This window comes from Lentibacillus salinarum (genome assembly GCF_042679865.1).
GTDB lineage: Bacteria > Bacillota > Bacilli > Bacillales > Amphibacillaceae > Lentibacillus > Lentibacillus salinarum.
In genome coordinates this window covers 62,978-79,342 of the sequence record NZ_JBHTNH010000003.1, presented here as the reverse complement: position 1 = coordinate 79,342, position 16,365 = coordinate 62,978, and the positions used below count along the sequence as shown (strand labels likewise).

The 16,365-nt window shown below is 46.7% G+C and carries 12 protein-coding genes; 9 read left to right on the top strand and 3 right to left on the bottom strand.

Features of this window, described 5'->3' with window-relative positions:
• Window positions 1-65: 65 nt before the first annotated feature.
• The 3 genes from ACFQ4A_RS03620 (at window position 66) to ACFQ4A_RS03610 (ending at window position 2,976) form a co-directional block, all read left to right on the top strand.
• Window positions 66-284 carry a hypothetical protein gene (locus tag ACFQ4A_RS03620; RefSeq protein WP_382397678.1) on the top strand — a complete coding sequence of 73 codons (219 nt, stop codon included), beginning with the start codon at window positions 66-68 and terminating at the stop codon, window positions 282-284.
• A gap of 1 nt (window position 285) precedes the next feature.
• Window positions 286-2,166: an ABC-F family ATP-binding cassette domain-containing protein gene (locus tag ACFQ4A_RS03615; protein WP_382397676.1), complete on the top strand. Its 1,881-nt coding sequence runs from the start codon at window positions 286-288 to the stop codon at window positions 2,164-2,166.
• Between the two features lie 138 nt (window positions 2,167-2,304).
• Window positions 2,305-2,976 carry a hypothetical protein gene (locus ACFQ4A_RS03610; protein ID WP_382397674.1) on the top strand — a complete coding sequence of 224 codons (672 nt, stop codon included), beginning with the start codon at window positions 2,305-2,307 and terminating at the stop codon, window positions 2,974-2,976.
• Window positions 2,977-3,051: 75 nt separating this feature from the next.
• Here ACFQ4A_RS03610 and ACFQ4A_RS03605 read toward each other — a convergent pair whose 3' ends face one another.
• Both ACFQ4A_RS03605 and ACFQ4A_RS03600 read right to left on the bottom strand, forming a co-directional pair.
• A complete protein-coding gene (locus ACFQ4A_RS03605; protein WP_382397672.1) occupies window positions 3,052-4,395 on the bottom strand; it encodes a CoA-disulfide reductase in 1,344 nt (447 codons plus the stop codon).
• Window positions 4,396-4,491: 96 nt separating this feature from the next.
• Entirely contained in the window at window positions 4,492-5,826 is a 1,335-nt protein-coding gene (locus tag ACFQ4A_RS03600; protein ID WP_382397670.1) for a sodium-dependent transporter, read from the bottom strand.
• 1,078 nt (window positions 5,827-6,904) lie between these two features.
• Here ACFQ4A_RS03600 and ACFQ4A_RS03595 point away from each other — a divergent pair.
• The 6 genes from ACFQ4A_RS03595 to ACFQ4A_RS03570 all read left to right on the top strand — a co-directional run bounded on the left by ACFQ4A_RS03595 (window position 6,905) and on the right by ACFQ4A_RS03570 (window position 14,506).
• Window positions 6,905-8,083 (top strand): aminotransferase class I/II-fold pyridoxal phosphate-dependent enzyme, encoded by a 1,179-nt coding sequence (locus ACFQ4A_RS03595; protein WP_382397668.1) that lies wholly within the window; start codon window positions 6,905-6,907, stop codon window positions 8,081-8,083.
• A complete protein-coding gene (locus tag ACFQ4A_RS03590; protein ID WP_382397666.1) occupies window positions 8,084-9,757 on the top strand; it encodes a thiamine pyrophosphate-binding protein in 1,674 nt (557 codons plus the stop codon). It abuts the gene before it with no gap.
• 606 nt (window positions 9,758-10,363) lie between these two features.
• Window positions 10,364-11,860 (top strand): aldehyde dehydrogenase family protein, encoded by a 1,497-nt coding sequence (locus ACFQ4A_RS03585; RefSeq protein ID WP_382397664.1) that lies wholly within the window; start codon window positions 10,364-10,366, stop codon window positions 11,858-11,860.
• A 169-nt stretch (window positions 11,861-12,029) separates the two neighbouring features.
• Window positions 12,030-13,202 carry a saccharopine dehydrogenase family protein gene (locus ACFQ4A_RS03580; RefSeq protein WP_382397662.1) on the top strand — a complete coding sequence of 391 codons (1,173 nt, stop codon included), beginning with the start codon at window positions 12,030-12,032 and terminating at the stop codon, window positions 13,200-13,202.
• A gap of 197 nt (window positions 13,203-13,399) precedes the next feature.
• Entirely contained in the window at window positions 13,400-14,170 is a 771-nt protein-coding gene (locus ACFQ4A_RS03575) for an IclR family transcriptional regulator (protein ID WP_382397660.1), read from the top strand.
• Between the two features lie 18 nt (window positions 14,171-14,188).
• Window positions 14,189-14,506 (top strand): DUF3870 domain-containing protein, encoded by a 318-nt coding sequence (locus ACFQ4A_RS03570; protein ID WP_382397658.1) that lies wholly within the window; start codon window positions 14,189-14,191, stop codon window positions 14,504-14,506.
• Window positions 14,507-15,162: 656 nt separating this feature from the next.
• Here ACFQ4A_RS03570 and ACFQ4A_RS03565 read toward each other — a convergent pair.
• Window positions 15,163-16,365, bottom strand: a complete 1,203-nt coding sequence (locus ACFQ4A_RS03565; protein WP_382397656.1) for an acyl-CoA dehydrogenase family protein — start codon at window positions 16,363-16,365, stop codon at window positions 15,163-15,165.

Genomic DNA, 16,365 nt, shown 5'->3' with positions numbered 1-16,365 from the left:
CCGGCACTGAAACGTTTCGAATGGTAAAGTTGCCGTCAGTAAGATAAAATAGAGAGAGAATCGACGTGTCGGGGGGAATCACCATTAAATTTTTAGTTTACCAAATTATCGGATTAGGTGTTATCTGGATCGGGATGGCTTTCTTTTTTCAGGAAATGGACCAGGTAAGCAAGTTCGTCTTTTATGTAGCGACATCATGGCTGTTATTTTTGATTGTCACACTGATAAGCCAGCTGGTCAAAAGGCGAAAGACCAATGATGATTCGACATTAGAAAGGGATTAATATGCTTACGGTTGAGAATTTATATAAATCCTACGGGGACAAAACATTACTGAATGATATTTCCTGCACAATAAAACCGAATGATCGCATTGGACTGATTGGTGTCAATGGAACAGGAAAATCAACTTTCTTGAAAGTGATCGCCGGCCTTGATACAGCAGAAAAAGGTGCTATCCAGCATGCTAAAGACTATCATATTGAATATTTGGCGCAAGAGCCTGAGCTGGAACCCGATCTGACCGTCATTGAGCAAATTTATTACGGTGAAGCGGTGATCATGAAGGTCATGCGCGAATATGAGCAAGTTCTCCTTCAGCTGCAGGAAAATCCGAATAACGAAAAAATCCAGGCGCGGCTTCTTGATAAACAACAACAGATGGACGAATATGAAGCTTGGGAAGCCAATACAGCAGCCAAAACAGTCCTCACAAAATTGGGGATTACCGACTTTCATCGACATGTTGCCGGGCTTTCGGGTGGTCAAAAGAAACGGGTGGCAATCGCCAAAGCACTGATCCAGCCTGCTGACCTTTTGATTCTTGACGAGCCGACGAACCACCTTGATAATGAAACGGTCGAATGGCTGGAAAACTACTTGGCGGCATATCACGGTGCTTTACTGCTCGTCACACACGACCGTTACTTCCTAAATCGGGTGACGAACCAAATATTTGAACTGGATAAGGGCAATCTGTACATGTATGAAGGGAATTATAAATTGTTTCTGGAGAAAAAAGCCGAGCGAGAAGCCCTGGAAAGGAGTTATGAAGAGAAACATCGGAACACATTGCGCCGTGAACTCGCCTGGCTGAAACGGGGCCCAAAAGCAAGAGGGACCAAGCAGAAGGCTCGTGTCGAGCGTGTAGAGGAAATGAAGAAACAAACGTTTGATACGACAAAGCAGCAGGTGTCATTTGAAGCTGGATCAGCCCGGCTCGGCAAAAAGGTGATCGAGCTTGAAGGGATTGAAAAAGGATATGACGGCAAGCCGCTGATAACAGACTTTGACTTTCTGGTTGTGCCCGGTGACCGTCTGGGGATTATCGGACCGAATGGCTCGGGCAAAACGACTCTGTTAAATATTATGGCAGGCCGTGTGACGCCTGATCAGGGTGAAATGGATATCGGGCATACTGTTAAAATCGGTTATTACACGCAAGACGACGAAGACCTTGACGGGGATAAACGACTGATCAACTATATCCGGGATGTTGCCGAGGTTATCCATACGAAAAATGGCCAAGAAATCACAGCGGAGCAGATGTTGGAACGTTTCTTATTTTCCCGTTCCGAACAATGGAACTATATCCGCAAATTATCTGGCGGAGAGAAACGCCGACTGTATCTATTGAAAGTGCTGATGACCGAACCGAACGTGCTGCTTTTGGATGAGCCGACGAATGATTTGGATACGCAGACATTGGGCGTCCTGGAAGACTATTTGGATCAATTCCCGGGTGTCGTGATTACGGTATCACACGACAGATATTTCCTTGATCGTGTCGTTGATCACATGCTGATTTTTAAAGAAAATGATCCGATTGAGCATTTCTACGGCAATTATCGTGAATTTTTGGAACGGCAAAAGGAGCGGGAAACAGAGGAATCGGTCAGAACCGTCAAAAAACCGCAGCCAAAACCTGACCGGAAAAAGAAAATGTCGTACCATGAAAAGATGGAATGGGAAACGATTGAAGATGAGATAACGGAACTGGAAGCGGCGCTTGAGACGCTGCAGGGACAGATAGCGAACGCCGGGAGCGATGCCGAAAGGGTACAGTCACTCTATCAGGAACAGCAGGATACCGAGACAAAGCTGGAAGAAAAAATGGAACGCTGGGAGGAACTTTCTTTATTGGCAGCAGAACAAGGGAACAATTAGACTTTTCACCTGGTCATCTACCCAAATAGTCGCATAGCTGAGAAATAAATTGGCATATTCACTAAATTTATGTTTAATTTATATGGTATGATGGAAAATAAAAAAGGTATAATGTATAAAAGCGAAGGAGGCGTTATGATGAAATTATTTCAGGTTAGGAAGGGCCAGTTTGTTTTTTACAAAAATGAACTTCATAAGGTTTATTCCGTAAAACCAATGTTCAAACAGTCCGTTCACTTGTACCGTTTAAAGGATATGAATCAAGATATCACAAGTGCTAATAACATTGAACCATGCCGGCCCAAACATAACGATACATTCATTTTTTACGGAAATCGATACACCATTGACAAGCATAAAAAACCTGAGCCGGGTGACTATATTTTAATTATTAAACCGGCACCTGATTTTCTTGACCACTATTCCTTGAACGAAATTGAAAAGGTTGACAATGTGGAAGATGGCAACGTCGTGACAACACGGGATAATGGTGTGAAACATAGCGAATATGTCGTGCTAGTTCCTGGAAAAGCTGAGGATAGTGACGATATCGCCTATTATGATAAAGCGCTTGTGTCAGAAGAGCAGCTTTTGGAAGATGAATCGGCCGGATTAATGGCGGAACAGGATAATTTCGACAGGCCGGTTGTCGGTGATATTTATCTTGATGTGGAAAACGATGCAAAAGCTATGATTGTTGCGATGACAGAAGATGAAGTGTATTTCGGCCATCATGTCAACGTTCATATGAAAGATCTTCTGAATGAAGATAAATTCAGATTGGTTTACCGATTTGAAGAAGGGTTTTAATAAACGCCCGAAGGCTCTGGCTTTCGGGCGTTTATAGTGTTAAGAAGCAGCAGGTGTTCATCACGCTTCACGATGTCATTTTTTTAGCTTGCTTTCGGCTTTGTACCCGATAACGTTGATCGGATCCTTCGGTGAGGAATAAGGCGGTGCATAGCCGAGCTCCAATTCAGGAAGGACATGGACGGTCAATTTTGCTTTCATAACTGTTGCCAAAACAGCCAATCGCTTATCGACCCCTTCTCTCCCGATAACTTGCGCGCCGTATAAAAGCCCTTTATCCGAATCAAAAAGAAGTTTGATGCAAATTTTTTCTGCCCCGGGGTAATAGCCGGCATGGGATAACGTCTCATGGGTGACTTCCTGATAATGGACCCCTAAATGATCCAAGACAGCTTTATTTAAACCTGTGGAGCCGACGCTTAAATCAAAAACTTTGAAAATAGCTGTTCCTTGTGTACCAGTGTACGCTGTCACCTCACCGTTCAGATGGCCGGCCACAATCGCTGCCTGGCGGTGTGCCGGTCCTGCAAGAGCGACATGCCGTGGTATTCCGGTCAAAACGTCATTTGTTTGTACAGCGTCACCCAGAGCATAGATATCCGGGTCATTCGTTTGCATGTAGCTGTTCACTTTAATGGCGCCGGTCTCGCCAATTGCCAGATCACTGGCCTCAGCCAGTTTTGTGTTAGGCTTGATACCAACCGCCAGAATGGTCATGTCAGCCTGAATACGTTTTCCGCTTGTTAAATGTAGAGTGGCACCGTCGTTAGAAAATGCCTTCAGTCCATCATCCAGCAGAAGGTTAACATCTTTCGCCTTCATGTGATCTTCAATAATGGCCGCCATATCGTTGTCTATAAGTTTCATCACCTGTTCGGAGCGATCAATGATCGTACAGTTCATACCGTGTGCCTTTAAGTTTTCCACCATTTCCAATCCGACAAAACCAGCTCCGACAACGGCACAAGTTTGGGGTTTGTTTGTTGCAATGGCATTCTTGATGTCGTCCATATCCGGAATGGTGTGGAGTGTGAACACACGATCATCATTCAACCCCTCTAAATCGGGCTTGACGGCAGATGCCCCAGGCGCGAGGATGAGCTTATCATAGCCCGTTGTTTGCTCCCCGGCCGTATTAAGGTAGGTCAGCTGCTTGTTTTTCCGATCGATGGCTGTCACTTCTGTATTGGTGTTGACGTCTATGTTATATTTTTGTGCGATTTTCTCACTGTTAACGAGTAGATGATCCCGCTTCTCAACAACGCCACCTATGTAATAGGGCATGCCACACGTTGAAAAAGCGATATGTTCCCCTTTATCAAACAGGCTAATTTCCGATTCGCTGTCATCACGGCGAAGTTGGGCAGCAACATTGGCACCCCCGGCAACACCGCCGACAATGACGATTTTCCTTGACATATGATGACCTCCTTCCCAGTTAAAATTCCCTTTTGTGACGTATATTAACCTCATTTCCTGAATTTCATAATAAAGGAAGCCACCCGAGAGACTTCCTTAGATAATGCCCAATGAATTTAAAAAGACGATGACGATCGTGATTGGCACAAGCCAGCGCATCACCTGAAACCAGAGCTGAAACGAACCGCCAGTCAGGTTATTGCCATATGAAAATTCCTGTTTCATCAAGCGCCGATCCATTTTAAGTCCGATAAACAGGGTAATCAGTAAACAGCCACCCGGGAGTAACATGTTACTGACAAGAAAATCGCTGGCATCAAATACCGTCAATCCAAAAATAGTAAAATCCGCTAGGGCACTGGATGATAGGGCAGCGGGAACGCCCGCGATAAAAACAATTAAACCGGCAGTCCACGTCACTTTGATGCGCGAATAGTTCCGTTTGGCCGTAACCGCTGCGGTCATAATCTCCAACATGCTGAACGCGGAGGTGAAGATCGCAAACAGAAACAATAATAAGAATAAACTTAGGAATACTTCACCAAATGGCATTTGGGCAAAGGCTTCCGGCAGCACCATAAATAATAGGCCCGGTCCGTCTGTTGGTTCAAGGTCAAATGAAAAAACAACAGGAAAAATGGCCAGCCCGGCCAATAATGATACGAAAATGTTCATGATCGAAACAGAACCTGCGGAGAAAGGCAAACTGACGTCTTTTCCTAAATAAGAACTATATGTGACCATCACCGAAAAACCGACAGCCAGCGCGAAAAAGGATTGGCCGAGGGCATAAAGCATTCCTTCCGCGGTGATTTGGGAAAAATCAGGCTGCAGGAAGAATACCAATCCTTCAGCAGCTCCATCAAATGTTACAGAACGGATGACCAATACAATAAAAAAGATAAATAATAACGGCATCATGACTTTGCTGGCTTTTTCAATACCATCTTTGATACCAAATGAAACGATGGTGACGCTGGTGATCAAAAAGAGGCCTAATCCGGAAATAGCGATAAGCGGATCCCCGGTTATTGACGCAAATAATTGCTGATAATCGGCATTGTCAGTAATAACAGAGCCAAATAGGGACAGAAAACTATAAATGAGCACCCATCCGCCGACAACACCATAAAAAGATAGCAAGATAAACGCTCCGGCAACTCCCCAGTAGCCAATACCAGACCAGCCGCTATTTGGTGCAAGCTTCTGGTAAGCACTGATCGCCTCTTTTTGCGCCCCTCGTCCAATGATGAATTCGGCAATCAATAGCGGCAGTCCGATGATTAACGTGAACAGGATGAACAAAAGAAAAAAAGCACCGCCGCCATTCATCCCCGTCATATAAGGAAATTTCCATATTGCCCCAAGACCGATCGCCGCTCCGGCGGAAGATAAAATAAAACCGATCCTGGAAGACCATTGTTCGCGCATAATTGACTCCCTTCTAAATATACATACCCCAATATTATATACCATTTCACGAAGGTTCTACAATCCTGTCAAGAAACAGCCGGGTTACTATTTTACAAGACTGTTTTCTAGAAGGTTGTTGTTCTTGACATAAAATCCATAAACAGCGACGTAACTGCTGCTTGGTAGTTTTCTATAAGTACGTGTCATTCCCGCCGTCCGGGATCGCTTCGGGCGGATGCTTTCCGCGGGCACGGCCTCAGCCTCCTCGAAAAGCAAAGACCGCTTTTCTGCGGGGTCTTCGGGCACGTGCTATTCCCGCAGGAGTCACCGCCCTTCGCTCACCCGGACTAGTTAAGTTGCGTGATGCGATTTCCTATTACTGCCATAATTAACGGTTAGTAATCCAAACGAGCGTAGGAAATACACGGAGACTCCCAGCGGGAACACAGGCATAGGTGAGACTCCGCAGTGTGACGAGCAATCTTTACTGCGAGGAGTGCCGCTTCACCGAACAACTTGCAACACGACGAGCACAAAGCAAAGCTTCACCGAGTCAGCTTCAACCTGCGAGGAGTGCCGCTTCACTGAAAAACTTGCAACACGACGAGCACCAAGCAAAGCTGCACCGAGTTCGCTTCAACCTGCGAGGAGTGCCGCTTCACCGAACAACTTGCAACACGACGAGCACCAAGCAAAGCTGCACCGAGTTCGCTTCAACCTGCGAGGAGTGCCGCTTCACCGAACAACTTGCAACACGACGAGCACAAAGCAAAGCTTCACCGAGTCAGCTTCAACCTGCGAGGAGTGCCGCTTCACTGAAAAACTTGCAACACGACGAGCACCAAGCAAAGCTGCACCGAGTTCGCTTCAACCTGCGAGGAGTGCCGCTTCACCGAACAACTTGCAACACGACGAGCACCAAGTGTTCTTCCGCAGCGATGGATCATCACTTACTTAAATCCAGTTTGTCAAACATAGATTTTGGTGAAGAGCCAAAATTAATACTTGTCCAATAATTGCAATTTTTAGGTCACTGCTTTATACTAATGACAGATATATGAAATATCGTTTCATTAAATGAAATAAGGAGGATGGCATGTCATTTATCTCGGATAGTGTGACCAATTTGCCGCCTTATTTATTTTCCGAGTTTCAGCAAAAGAAAAAGACGTTACAGGCAGACGATGTTGATGTCATTGATTTGGGAATTGGGGCACCGGATTTGCCGACACCTGATTTTATTATTGACCGGCTTCATGAAGAATCCAGGGACCCTGCCAATCATCGCTATTCCACGTACAGTGGCTGCCAGGAATTTCGGGAGGCGGTTGCGCACTTTTATCAAACGCAGTATGACGTCGAATTGGATCCGGATTCAGAGATCCTTGCCGTTATCGGCTCAAAAGAAGGGATCGCCAATTTGATGCATGCGACGCTAAACCCAGGAGAAACTGTTCTCATTCCCGACCCTGGTTATCCAGTATACAGAACGGCCGTTCATCTGGCTGGCGGGAGAAGCGCTTCTTTGCCGCTGGATAATATGAATGGCTATGTGCCGTTATATGATCAGGTCGATCATGAAGCGATTGAACAGGCGAAATTGATGCTGCTGAATTACCCAAGCAACCCAACTGCGGCCTCGGCAGATTATGACACATTTTTGAAAGCGGTTGCATTTTCCTGGGAAAATCAGCTTTTGCTCGTACATGATGCGGCCTATGATTTAATCACGTTTCACGATTCCAAAGCACCGAGTGTGATGCAGGTTCCCGGCGCTAAGGAACAGGCGGTGGAATTTGGCTCATTATCGAAAAGTTTCAACATGACCGGCTGGCGAATCGGTTATGCCGTTGGTAACAAGGAAGTCATTCAAGCGCTGGCAACGTTTAAGAGCAATATTGACACAAGCCAGTTTATTCCAATTCAAAAAGCTGCTGCTACCGCATTGACAAGTGACTTTTCCGCTGTCGCGGCGCATAATCATGTTTATCAGGAACGCATGGAAAGATTGCATGAAGGGTTACAAAAGCTCGGTATTAAGGCAGCAAAGCCACACGGAACGATTTTTCTCTGGGCAAAGGTACCGGATGGCTTCACCTCGATAGCCTTTGCCGATAAATTACTGCAGGACGCTGGTGTGATCGTGACACCCGGCAATGCGTTTGGGCAGCGGGGAGAAGGGTATTTCCGGGTGGCATTGACGGTTTCAGTCGAACGATTGGATGAGGCTGTCAGTCGCATGGCGCAACTAGATTTCAAGGAGGTGACCAATTAAATGAAAACAACCACAGCAACAAGATCAACCAAAACCGTCACAGCAGCCCAGGCTATTGTGGACTGTATGAAATTGGAAGGGGTAAGTGATGTGTTCTGTGTTCCCGGCGAAAGTTATTTGCCATTATTAGATGCACTGCATGATGAAGCGTCTATTCAACTCATATCAGCAAGGCATGAAAGTGGCGCTGCATTTATGGCTGAAGGCTATGCCAAATCATCGTTAAAGCCAGGCATCGTGATGGCCACACGTGGTGTGGGAGCATCCAATTTGTCCATCGGGGTTCATACAGCCTACCAGGATTCAACACCAATGGTTGTGTTTTTGGGGCAAGTGCACAGCAAATTCCGCGGTCGAGAGGGATTTCAGGAAGTTGATCTTGACCAGTATTTCGGGCATATCGCCAAATGGGCCGTTGAAGTGAAGGATCCGGAACGTATGCCGGAGATTGTGCAGCGAGCATTCCGCATTGCCAAAACAGGGAGACCAGGGCCGGTTGTCGTCTCACTGCCTGAGGATGTCCTCCCGGCTGAAGCGGAAATGACATTTGGCCCGCCTGCTGTCAATCCAAAACCAGCACCTGCTGATGAGGAGATCAGCCAGGTGGCAAACTTGCTTTCTTCAGCCGAAAAACCGCTGATCATTGCCGGGGGAGGTATCAAAAGTTCACAGGCTGAAAAAGCGCTGGTGACATTTGCTGAACAATACCACTTACCGGTTATCGCCGCTTTTCGCCGGCAGGATGCATTCCCGAATGATCACCCGTTATATGCTGGGCATCTAGGATTGGGAACCAACCCGACTATTTTGCAGACTGTGGAGGAAGCGGATACGATTCTGGCAATTGGCACGCGGCTATCCGAAGTGACCACACAGGACTATCAAGTGATCACACCGGATAAAAAGCTCATTCATATTGACATCAGCTATGATAATATCGGCAAGGTTTTCAGCCCGGATGTTGGCATTGTGGCGGATGCTCGTCAGGCGTTAAAGAAACTGGCCGACATCGATGTGCAGGGTAATTGGAATAGCTGGGTGACTGAGCGGCGCCAGGCTTTTGAAGAAATCAGTTGTCTCGATGTTTCGCATAATGATGTCATCAACAAGCATATAGTGGCAATGATGGAATACATTTTGCCAGATGATGCGCTGTTAACCAATGATGCTGGAAATTTTGCCGGCTGGCTCCATGCTTATTATCCGTTTAAGAAAAAACATACGTATGTCGGTCCAACGTCAGGTGCGATGGGGTATGGGATGCCGGCAGCATTGGGAGCCAAAATCGCTCTACCGGATAAGCCGGTCATCGCGCTAGCTGGTGACGGCGGCTTCATGATGACGATACAGGAACTGGAAACGGCTGTCCGTTATCAGATCCCGGTCATAACCCTTGTGTTTAACAATCAGATGTATGGCACAATTCGCATGCATCAGGAAATCCATTATCCGGAAAAGGTTATCGGGACGGATCTTGGCCATGTGTCGTTTAAAGCGATGGCGCAAAACGTCGGGGCGGATGGCTATACGGCCGACACACTTGAACAATTCGCTGAGACGCTTGAAGCGGCATTACAGAAGAACAAGCCGGCCGTCATCGAGATTATGACAGATAAGGAACACATTTCTGTTTCATCCACGATTACAAAACTCCGTGATCGTGCCAAGAAATAAAGTGAAACGTCATTCAGCTGGGTGTATTTTCCTGCTGATATTAAGGAACAAAGGCTAAGTTCGCAACGTCCTGTTGCAACGCCTTTGTGACCTACATCCTGTAGGCCCGAACAAAGGCTAAGTTCGCAACGTCCTCGAAAAAGGGAAAGCACTTTTTCTTCGTGCGATGTATCGCTGCCGAAGTTTTCCTTGTCCTGTTGCAACGCCTTTGTGACCTACATCCTGTAGGCCCGAACAAAGGCTAAGTACGCGGGCGTCCTCGAAAAGGGAAAGCACTTTTTCTTCGTGCGGTGTATGGCTGTCGTAGCTTTCCTTGTCCTGTTGCAACGCCTTTGTGACCTACATCCTGTAGGCCCGAACAGAATCGGACATTTACGACGGACAGGACGTGCTAGTGCCGATAATGCGACAGGACGTCGCGTTATTATCGGCCAGGCAGCCCGCCCCCACTTATCTTTTTTCATTTTCCCTTAAAATCCTGAAGTGGGGGTCTTACGACGGACAGGACGTGCTAGTGTCGACAATGCAACAGGACGCCCGAGTTTTTGTCGACCTGCCTGTCAAGGCGGGATAAATCAACCTAACCAAAAATAGGAGGTATTTTGCATGGCTCAAAGCTTACTTGTAACCGAAAAGCTGAACAATTTTATTGACGGGGAATGGGTGGAAGAAAACGATTCAGCTGATGTGATTAACCCGGCAAACGGGGAAACGGTTGTCAAGGTGCCGCTCTCAGATAGCGGGGCCGTGAATCGTGCGGTCGAAGCGGCAAAAACAGCGCAAAAAGAGTGGGCACTGGTACCTGCACCGCAACGAGCGGACGTTTTGTTCAACGTTGGCCAGTTGATGAAAGAACGTAAAGAGCGCCTTTCCCAGCTGTTGACAATGGAAAACGGTAAAGTGCTGGAAGAAGCACGCGGCGAAGTGCAGGAAGGCATCGATATGGCCTTTTACATGGCAGGTGAGGGACGTCGTTTGTTCGGCCATACGACCCCTGCTGAACTGCCGAATAAATTTTCCATGAGTCAGCGCTGTCCTGTTGGTGTCGTGGGGATTATCACCCCATGGAACTTTCCGATTGCGATTGCCACTTGGAAGTCTTTCCCGGCGATTGTAGCCGGCAACGCCGTCATCTGGAAACCGGCCACGGAAACACCGATTATGGCCTATGAGCTGTCAAAAATATTTGAAGAAGCCGGTCTGCCAAAAGGCATCTTGAATGTGGTCTATGGCAAGGGCTCTACTGTTGGCGATGTGATGGTGCACCATGACGATATTCGGGTGATTTCCTTTACCGGATCGAATGACACGGGCCGCAATATCGCCAGTGAGTGCGGTAAGCAATTGAAGAAAGTGTCGCTCGAAATGGGTGGCAAGAATGCTGTCATCGTTATGGATGACGCTGATCTTGATTTAGCCGTTGAAGGTATCATCTGGAGTGCATACGGCACCAGTGGGCAGCGCTGTACGGCAGCCAGCCGGGTCATTGTGCATGAGGACGTGAAAAAGCGGCTCGAGGAGCGGCTGCTCGCGGAAATCGAAAAATTGACAATTGGTGATGGTTTGGACGAATCGAACAAAGTCGGCCCGATCATCAACAAAGCAGCTCTTGATAAAATTGAAAAATACATGCAAATCGGCAAAGAAGAAGGTGCTAAACTGATGGCCGGCGGATATGTTTTGGATGAAGACAAATATGCAAACGGTCATTATTTTGCCCCGACGCTGTTTACTGATTGCACGGCAGATATGCGCATTTCCCAGGAAGAAATCTTCGGCCCAGTTGTTTCCCTGATCCCGGTAAAAAATTTTAATGAAGCGATTGAGGTTAATAACGGCGTGTCATATGGCTTGTCGAGCTCCATTTTCACAACGGATGCCAACCGTGTCTTCAAAGCTCAGCGCGATCTGGATACGGGCATTGTTTATGTTAATGCTGGTACGACAGGTGCAGAAATTCACTTGCCATTCGGTGGCACAAAGGGTACCGGAAATGGGCATCGTGATTCCGGTGTGCAGGCGTTGGATGTCTTTACCGAGTGGAAAGCTGTCTATATCGATTACAGTGGCAAGCTGCAGCGTGCCCAGATTGATACGGAGTAAAGCATCGAGGCAGATTAAGCTGACATTCAGAAACGCTATAATGTGAGAATAGGCTGTTTTCCCATTTATGCCAGGAGTTATCCAGACATAAATGGGGGACGCCCTTCTTTGCAAGAGAAGCGTTGTAAGAAAGATTGAAAATGACTACTTTTATAGGGAGTGTATGCGTGTGAAAATTGGTGTACTCGGATCAGGCCTGATGGGGAAAGAAGCAGCACGCGATTTGGTGTCAAGTGAGGGTGTGACAGCAGTCGGCCTGGCTGATATTAACCTCCAACGTGCCCAGGAAGTTGTTAATCAGCTGAATTCGCCAAAACTGATAGCGTATCAGGTAAACGCCAAGGACGAACAGGAACTGGCCAACTACATGCGACAGTTCGACGTGATAATTAACGCCCTATTTTATTCATTTAATGAAGTCGTTGCCAAAACGGCCATTGACGTTGGGGTGAACACGGTCGATTTAGGTGGCCATATTGGGCATGTCACCGATAAAGTGCTGGCGTTGAAAGAAGATGCTCAAGCTACCGGCGTGACAATTATTCCGGACTTGGGTGTTGCCCCTGGTATGATCAACATTTTGTCGGGCCATGGTGCAAGTAAACTTGATGATCTGGAAGCCATTAAATTATATGTCGGCGGTATCCCGGTTAACCCAGAACCGCCGTTTGAATATAACCATGTGTTTTCAATGGAAGGGGTTTTCGATCACTATACTGACCCGGCATTGATTATCCGTAATGGGATGAAACAGGAGATTGAATCTTTAAGCGAGGTGGAACGTGTTCACTTCGAAAAATTCGGCCCGCTGGAAGCATTTCATACATCAGGTGGAACGTCGACATTATCCATATCGTATCCGCAATTGAAAACACTCGAATATAAAACCATCCGCTATCCGGGTCATGCCGAAAAGTTTAAATTGCTCGTTGATTTGAACCTGACCCGGATGGATTATTCCGTTGATGTGAACGGACAGGAAATCAATCCGAGGGAAATACTGCTTAAGGTGCTTGATCCGATTGTCGAACTTGGCGATAAAGATGATGTCGTTCTTTTAAGGGTTAAAGTAGGTGGCGAGAAAGACGGTCAGCCTGAAACGCATGTATTCGAAATGACGACTTATAAAGACAGGGAACATAATGTGACGGCCATGGCTCGGGCGACAGCCAATACGATTTCAGTTGTCGCCCAGATGATTGCAAACGGAACGATCATGAAACGGGGCGTTTACCCGCCTGAGCAGATCGTCCCTGGTGACACCTATATTAAAGAAATGGCTAAACGTGGTGTTACTATTTATGAATTAACCAATAAAGAAAAAGTACGTGCCAACAACTAATAGGTGATGTAGGCTGTTTTTCTGTCATGCGACAGCCTTTTTTAAGATAAGGGAGTATATCGTTTTAGGTACGTTTTCAGTACCGAAATCGGCTAATTTGCCGATTTCTTCCAGTCTGACTTCCGGCCTCTGACCTCTAGAAAGACGAGGCGGGAGCCGAGTTTTTCTTATTAAGACAACTACAAGGAGTTTTTGCTATGAATCAAAGCGTCATCAAAGCACTCAACTTATTAAATTATTTTTCAGTCGATACCCCGGAATTAACGCTGAAAGAAATTGCCAACAAGGCAGATATCCCGAAACCGACTGCTTACCGGCTGTTATCAGCACTTGAATCTGGTGATTTTTTATATAAAACAAAGGAGAACGAACATGACAGCAAGTATCGTCTGGGGCTTAAACTTCTGGAGCTCGGTCAGATTGTTGCCGACCAGCTGGAGATTCGGGAAATGGCCTTGCCCGATATGCAGAAGCTGGCTGGTGATATTAATGAGGTTATTCACTTAGTCATCGTTAATCAGGGTGAAGCCACCTATATTGAAAAGGTTGACAGTTCAAGAGCCCTCCGGTTGAACACCAGGGTAGGCAAAAGCTCGCCGCTTTACTTGGGTTCGGGCCCGAAAATGTTGCTAGCACATATGTCCCGTGAACAGCAGGAAACGATTTTGGGAGAATCCGAATTGCATCATCCCGTAAATCGCGGTACGATTGATCAAAAGGCAATGCTGGAAGAACTAGAAACCATTTATGCAGACGGTTATGCATACAGTATTGGTGAACAGGATGCGGATACAACGGGCATCTCGTATCCAATCTATGATTATAGCGATCGTGTCATAGCGGCTCTGGCAGTAAGCGGTCTATCCAGCCGTTTTGCAGGGGACAACCTGAAGCGTTTGAAAGCTGAAACAAAGGAGACGGCTGAGACAATTTCCAGAAAACTTGGCTATCGTGGACCGGATTTCTAGCGGGAGGGGACGATATTGATGAATACGGTTTTTATCGCAGGTCACGCCAGACTACCATCCGGCATGGCAGCAAAAAGCATCTATGAAACACTGACCATCACGGCGGAAATTGATAAAAAATATGGTGTCATTGTAGCAGCTAACTGTACCTTGGCAACCGATCACGGGAGGCAGTTTGTCCATCAACTGTTAAGAGGGCACAGTTTACAGGACGGCATTGATAAGCCTTCTGAGACGATGAAAGCACATTATTTAGGAAAGGCCGGGAATGCGCTTGTCTCGGCATTGCATGATTTGTATCGGCAGTATGAGCATTATAAGGCGAATCATAATTAAAAATCCTGTCAGGTAAGAAATGACAGGAGAAACAAAGATGAATAGAACAAATATTCTTTTATTGGTATTCATTCATTAAAAAAAGTAACCGCTCCTACCCCAAAGGTCAGCGATTACTTCTCAGGATCGACAAGCCAGACAGCTGGCCAACTGCCGGTGCCGAGTAGTTAACGCTACTCGGCACCTTATTTCTAAGTAGATTATAAAATGAAATAAGTATACTGTCAATTTTTAATCGAGCGTGAGCTAAGTTTTTACGGTAAGTTTCTCTCAACCTTTGATTTTCTTTTGGCTCTTTATGTATACATTGTTGTTATGAATTCGGGCCGCTAAGCGTATGAAAAAAGGTTTTGCCTCATCATCTTATAGAATACAGCCTGGATGTTATTTTTTGCGATGAAACGATGATTTCAAAGGGGTTTATATAAATCTACAGCGATTCAAAATGATAGCCGCATCCAAACTGGGAATGCGGCTATCATTTTTTATTCAGTTGCTGTCGATGCCTATCGAGACATACTTCATCTCTAAAAATTCGTCCATGCCGTGGTGCCCGCCTTCATTGCCAATGCCGGACTATTTGATGCCGCTGAACGGGCTGCGGCGACGGCAAGGAAGACGTCATGGACGCCGACAATGCCATAATCGCGTTTTGTTCAGACTGTCGTATGGTTACCGTCCCATGCCGGCAGCATTTTATTTAATGGTTTATCCTGTCGGTAGCTGAGCGCATATTCCGCCTGCATGATCGTATGAATTTCGCGTGTGCCTTCGTAAATAACCGGTGCTTTCGAGTTACGCAAATACCGCTCAACCGGATACTCATCCGAGTAGCCATATGCGCCGTGAACCTGGATGGCATCATCAGCCGCTTTATTGGCAAAATCACACGCCTGCCATTTGGCCATCGATGTTTCTTCTGTATTGCGTTTGCCGGTATTTTTCATCTCACCCGCACGGTAGACAAGCAAGCTGCTCATTTCCAGGCCTGCTTTCATATTGGCGATCATTTGCTGCACAAGCTGATGTTTCCCGATTGGCTTTCCGAATGTTTCGCGCTCATGGGCATAGTTGACACTGGCTTCCAGGCAGGCCCGGATTTGGCCGACAGCGCCTGCAGCAACTGTGAACCGTCCGTTATCCAGCGCGGCCATGGCGATTTTGAACCCTTCACCTTCTTCGCCGAGCAGATTTTCTTTCGGGACTTTCACATGATCGAAGAAGATTTCACCGGTGTTACCGGAACGGATTCCCAGCTTGCCTTTGGTCGCTTTTGAGTCAAACCCTTCCCAATCGCGCTCGACGATGAAAGCGGAAATGCCTTTATGGCGCTTTTCTTTATCAGTGTAGGCAAATACAAGGAAGTGGTCGGCTGTATCACAAAGCGAAATCCATGCTTTTGAGCCATTCAGGATGTAATGGTCGCCATCTTTGACCGCAGTTGATAGCAAAGAGGCAACATCAGAACCGGCCCCAGGCTCTGTCAGACCATACGCGCCGACTTTTTCACCCTTGGCCTGGGGAACGAGATATTTCTGCTTTTGTTCTTCGGTTCCCCATTGCAGCAGTGTCATGCTGTTCAGGCCGGTGTGTACAGACACGGCGGTTCTGAATGCCGTGTCACCGCGTTCAAGTTCCTCGCAGACGATGGCCAGTGAGTTGTAATCCATACCGCTGCCGCCATATTCTTCCGGAATGCAGACGCCCATCAAACCAAGATCAGCAAGCCGCTGCATAATGGCAGGGTCAAATTTTCCTTCGCGGTCCCATTCGGCAATGTATGGCATAATTTCGTTGTCGACAAAGCTTCTGACTGTACTGCGCAGCATATTCTGTTCTTCTGAAAAATTGAAATCCAT

What these genes read in the sequence shown, in the direction of transcription:
- ACFQ4A_RS03585 (WP_382397664.1), top strand. Translation starts at nt 10,364, where the DNA reads ATGGCTCAAAGCTTACTTGTAACCGAAAAGCTGAACAATTTTATTGAC.
- ACFQ4A_RS03590 (WP_382397666.1), top strand. Translation starts at nt 8,084, where the DNA reads ATGAAAACAACCACAGCAACAAGATCAACCAAAACCGTCACAGCAGCC.
- ACFQ4A_RS03605 (WP_382397672.1), bottom strand. Translation starts at nt 4,395, where the DNA reads ATGTCAAGGAAAATCGTCATTGTCGGCGGTGTTGCCGGGGGTGCCAAT.
- ACFQ4A_RS03565 (WP_382397656.1), bottom strand. Translation starts at nt 16,365, where the DNA reads ATGGATTTCAATTTTTCAGAAGAACAGAATATGCTGCGCAGTACAGTC.
- ACFQ4A_RS03570 (WP_382397658.1), top strand. Translation starts at nt 14,189, where the DNA reads ATGAATACGGTTTTTATCGCAGGTCACGCCAGACTACCATCCGGCATG.
- ACFQ4A_RS03575 (WP_382397660.1), top strand. Translation starts at nt 13,400, where the DNA reads ATGAATCAAAGCGTCATCAAAGCACTCAACTTATTAAATTATTTTTCA.
- ACFQ4A_RS03610 (WP_382397674.1), top strand. Translation starts at nt 2,305, where the DNA reads ATGAAATTATTTCAGGTTAGGAAGGGCCAGTTTGTTTTTTACAAAAAT.
- ACFQ4A_RS03600 (WP_382397670.1), bottom strand. Translation starts at nt 5,826, where the DNA reads ATGCGCGAACAATGGTCTTCCAGGATCGGTTTTATTTTATCTTCCGCC.
- ACFQ4A_RS03595 (WP_382397668.1), top strand. Translation starts at nt 6,905, where the DNA reads ATGTCATTTATCTCGGATAGTGTGACCAATTTGCCGCCTTATTTATTT.
- ACFQ4A_RS03615 (WP_382397676.1), top strand. Translation starts at nt 286, where the DNA reads ATGCTTACGGTTGAGAATTTATATAAATCCTACGGGGACAAAACATTA.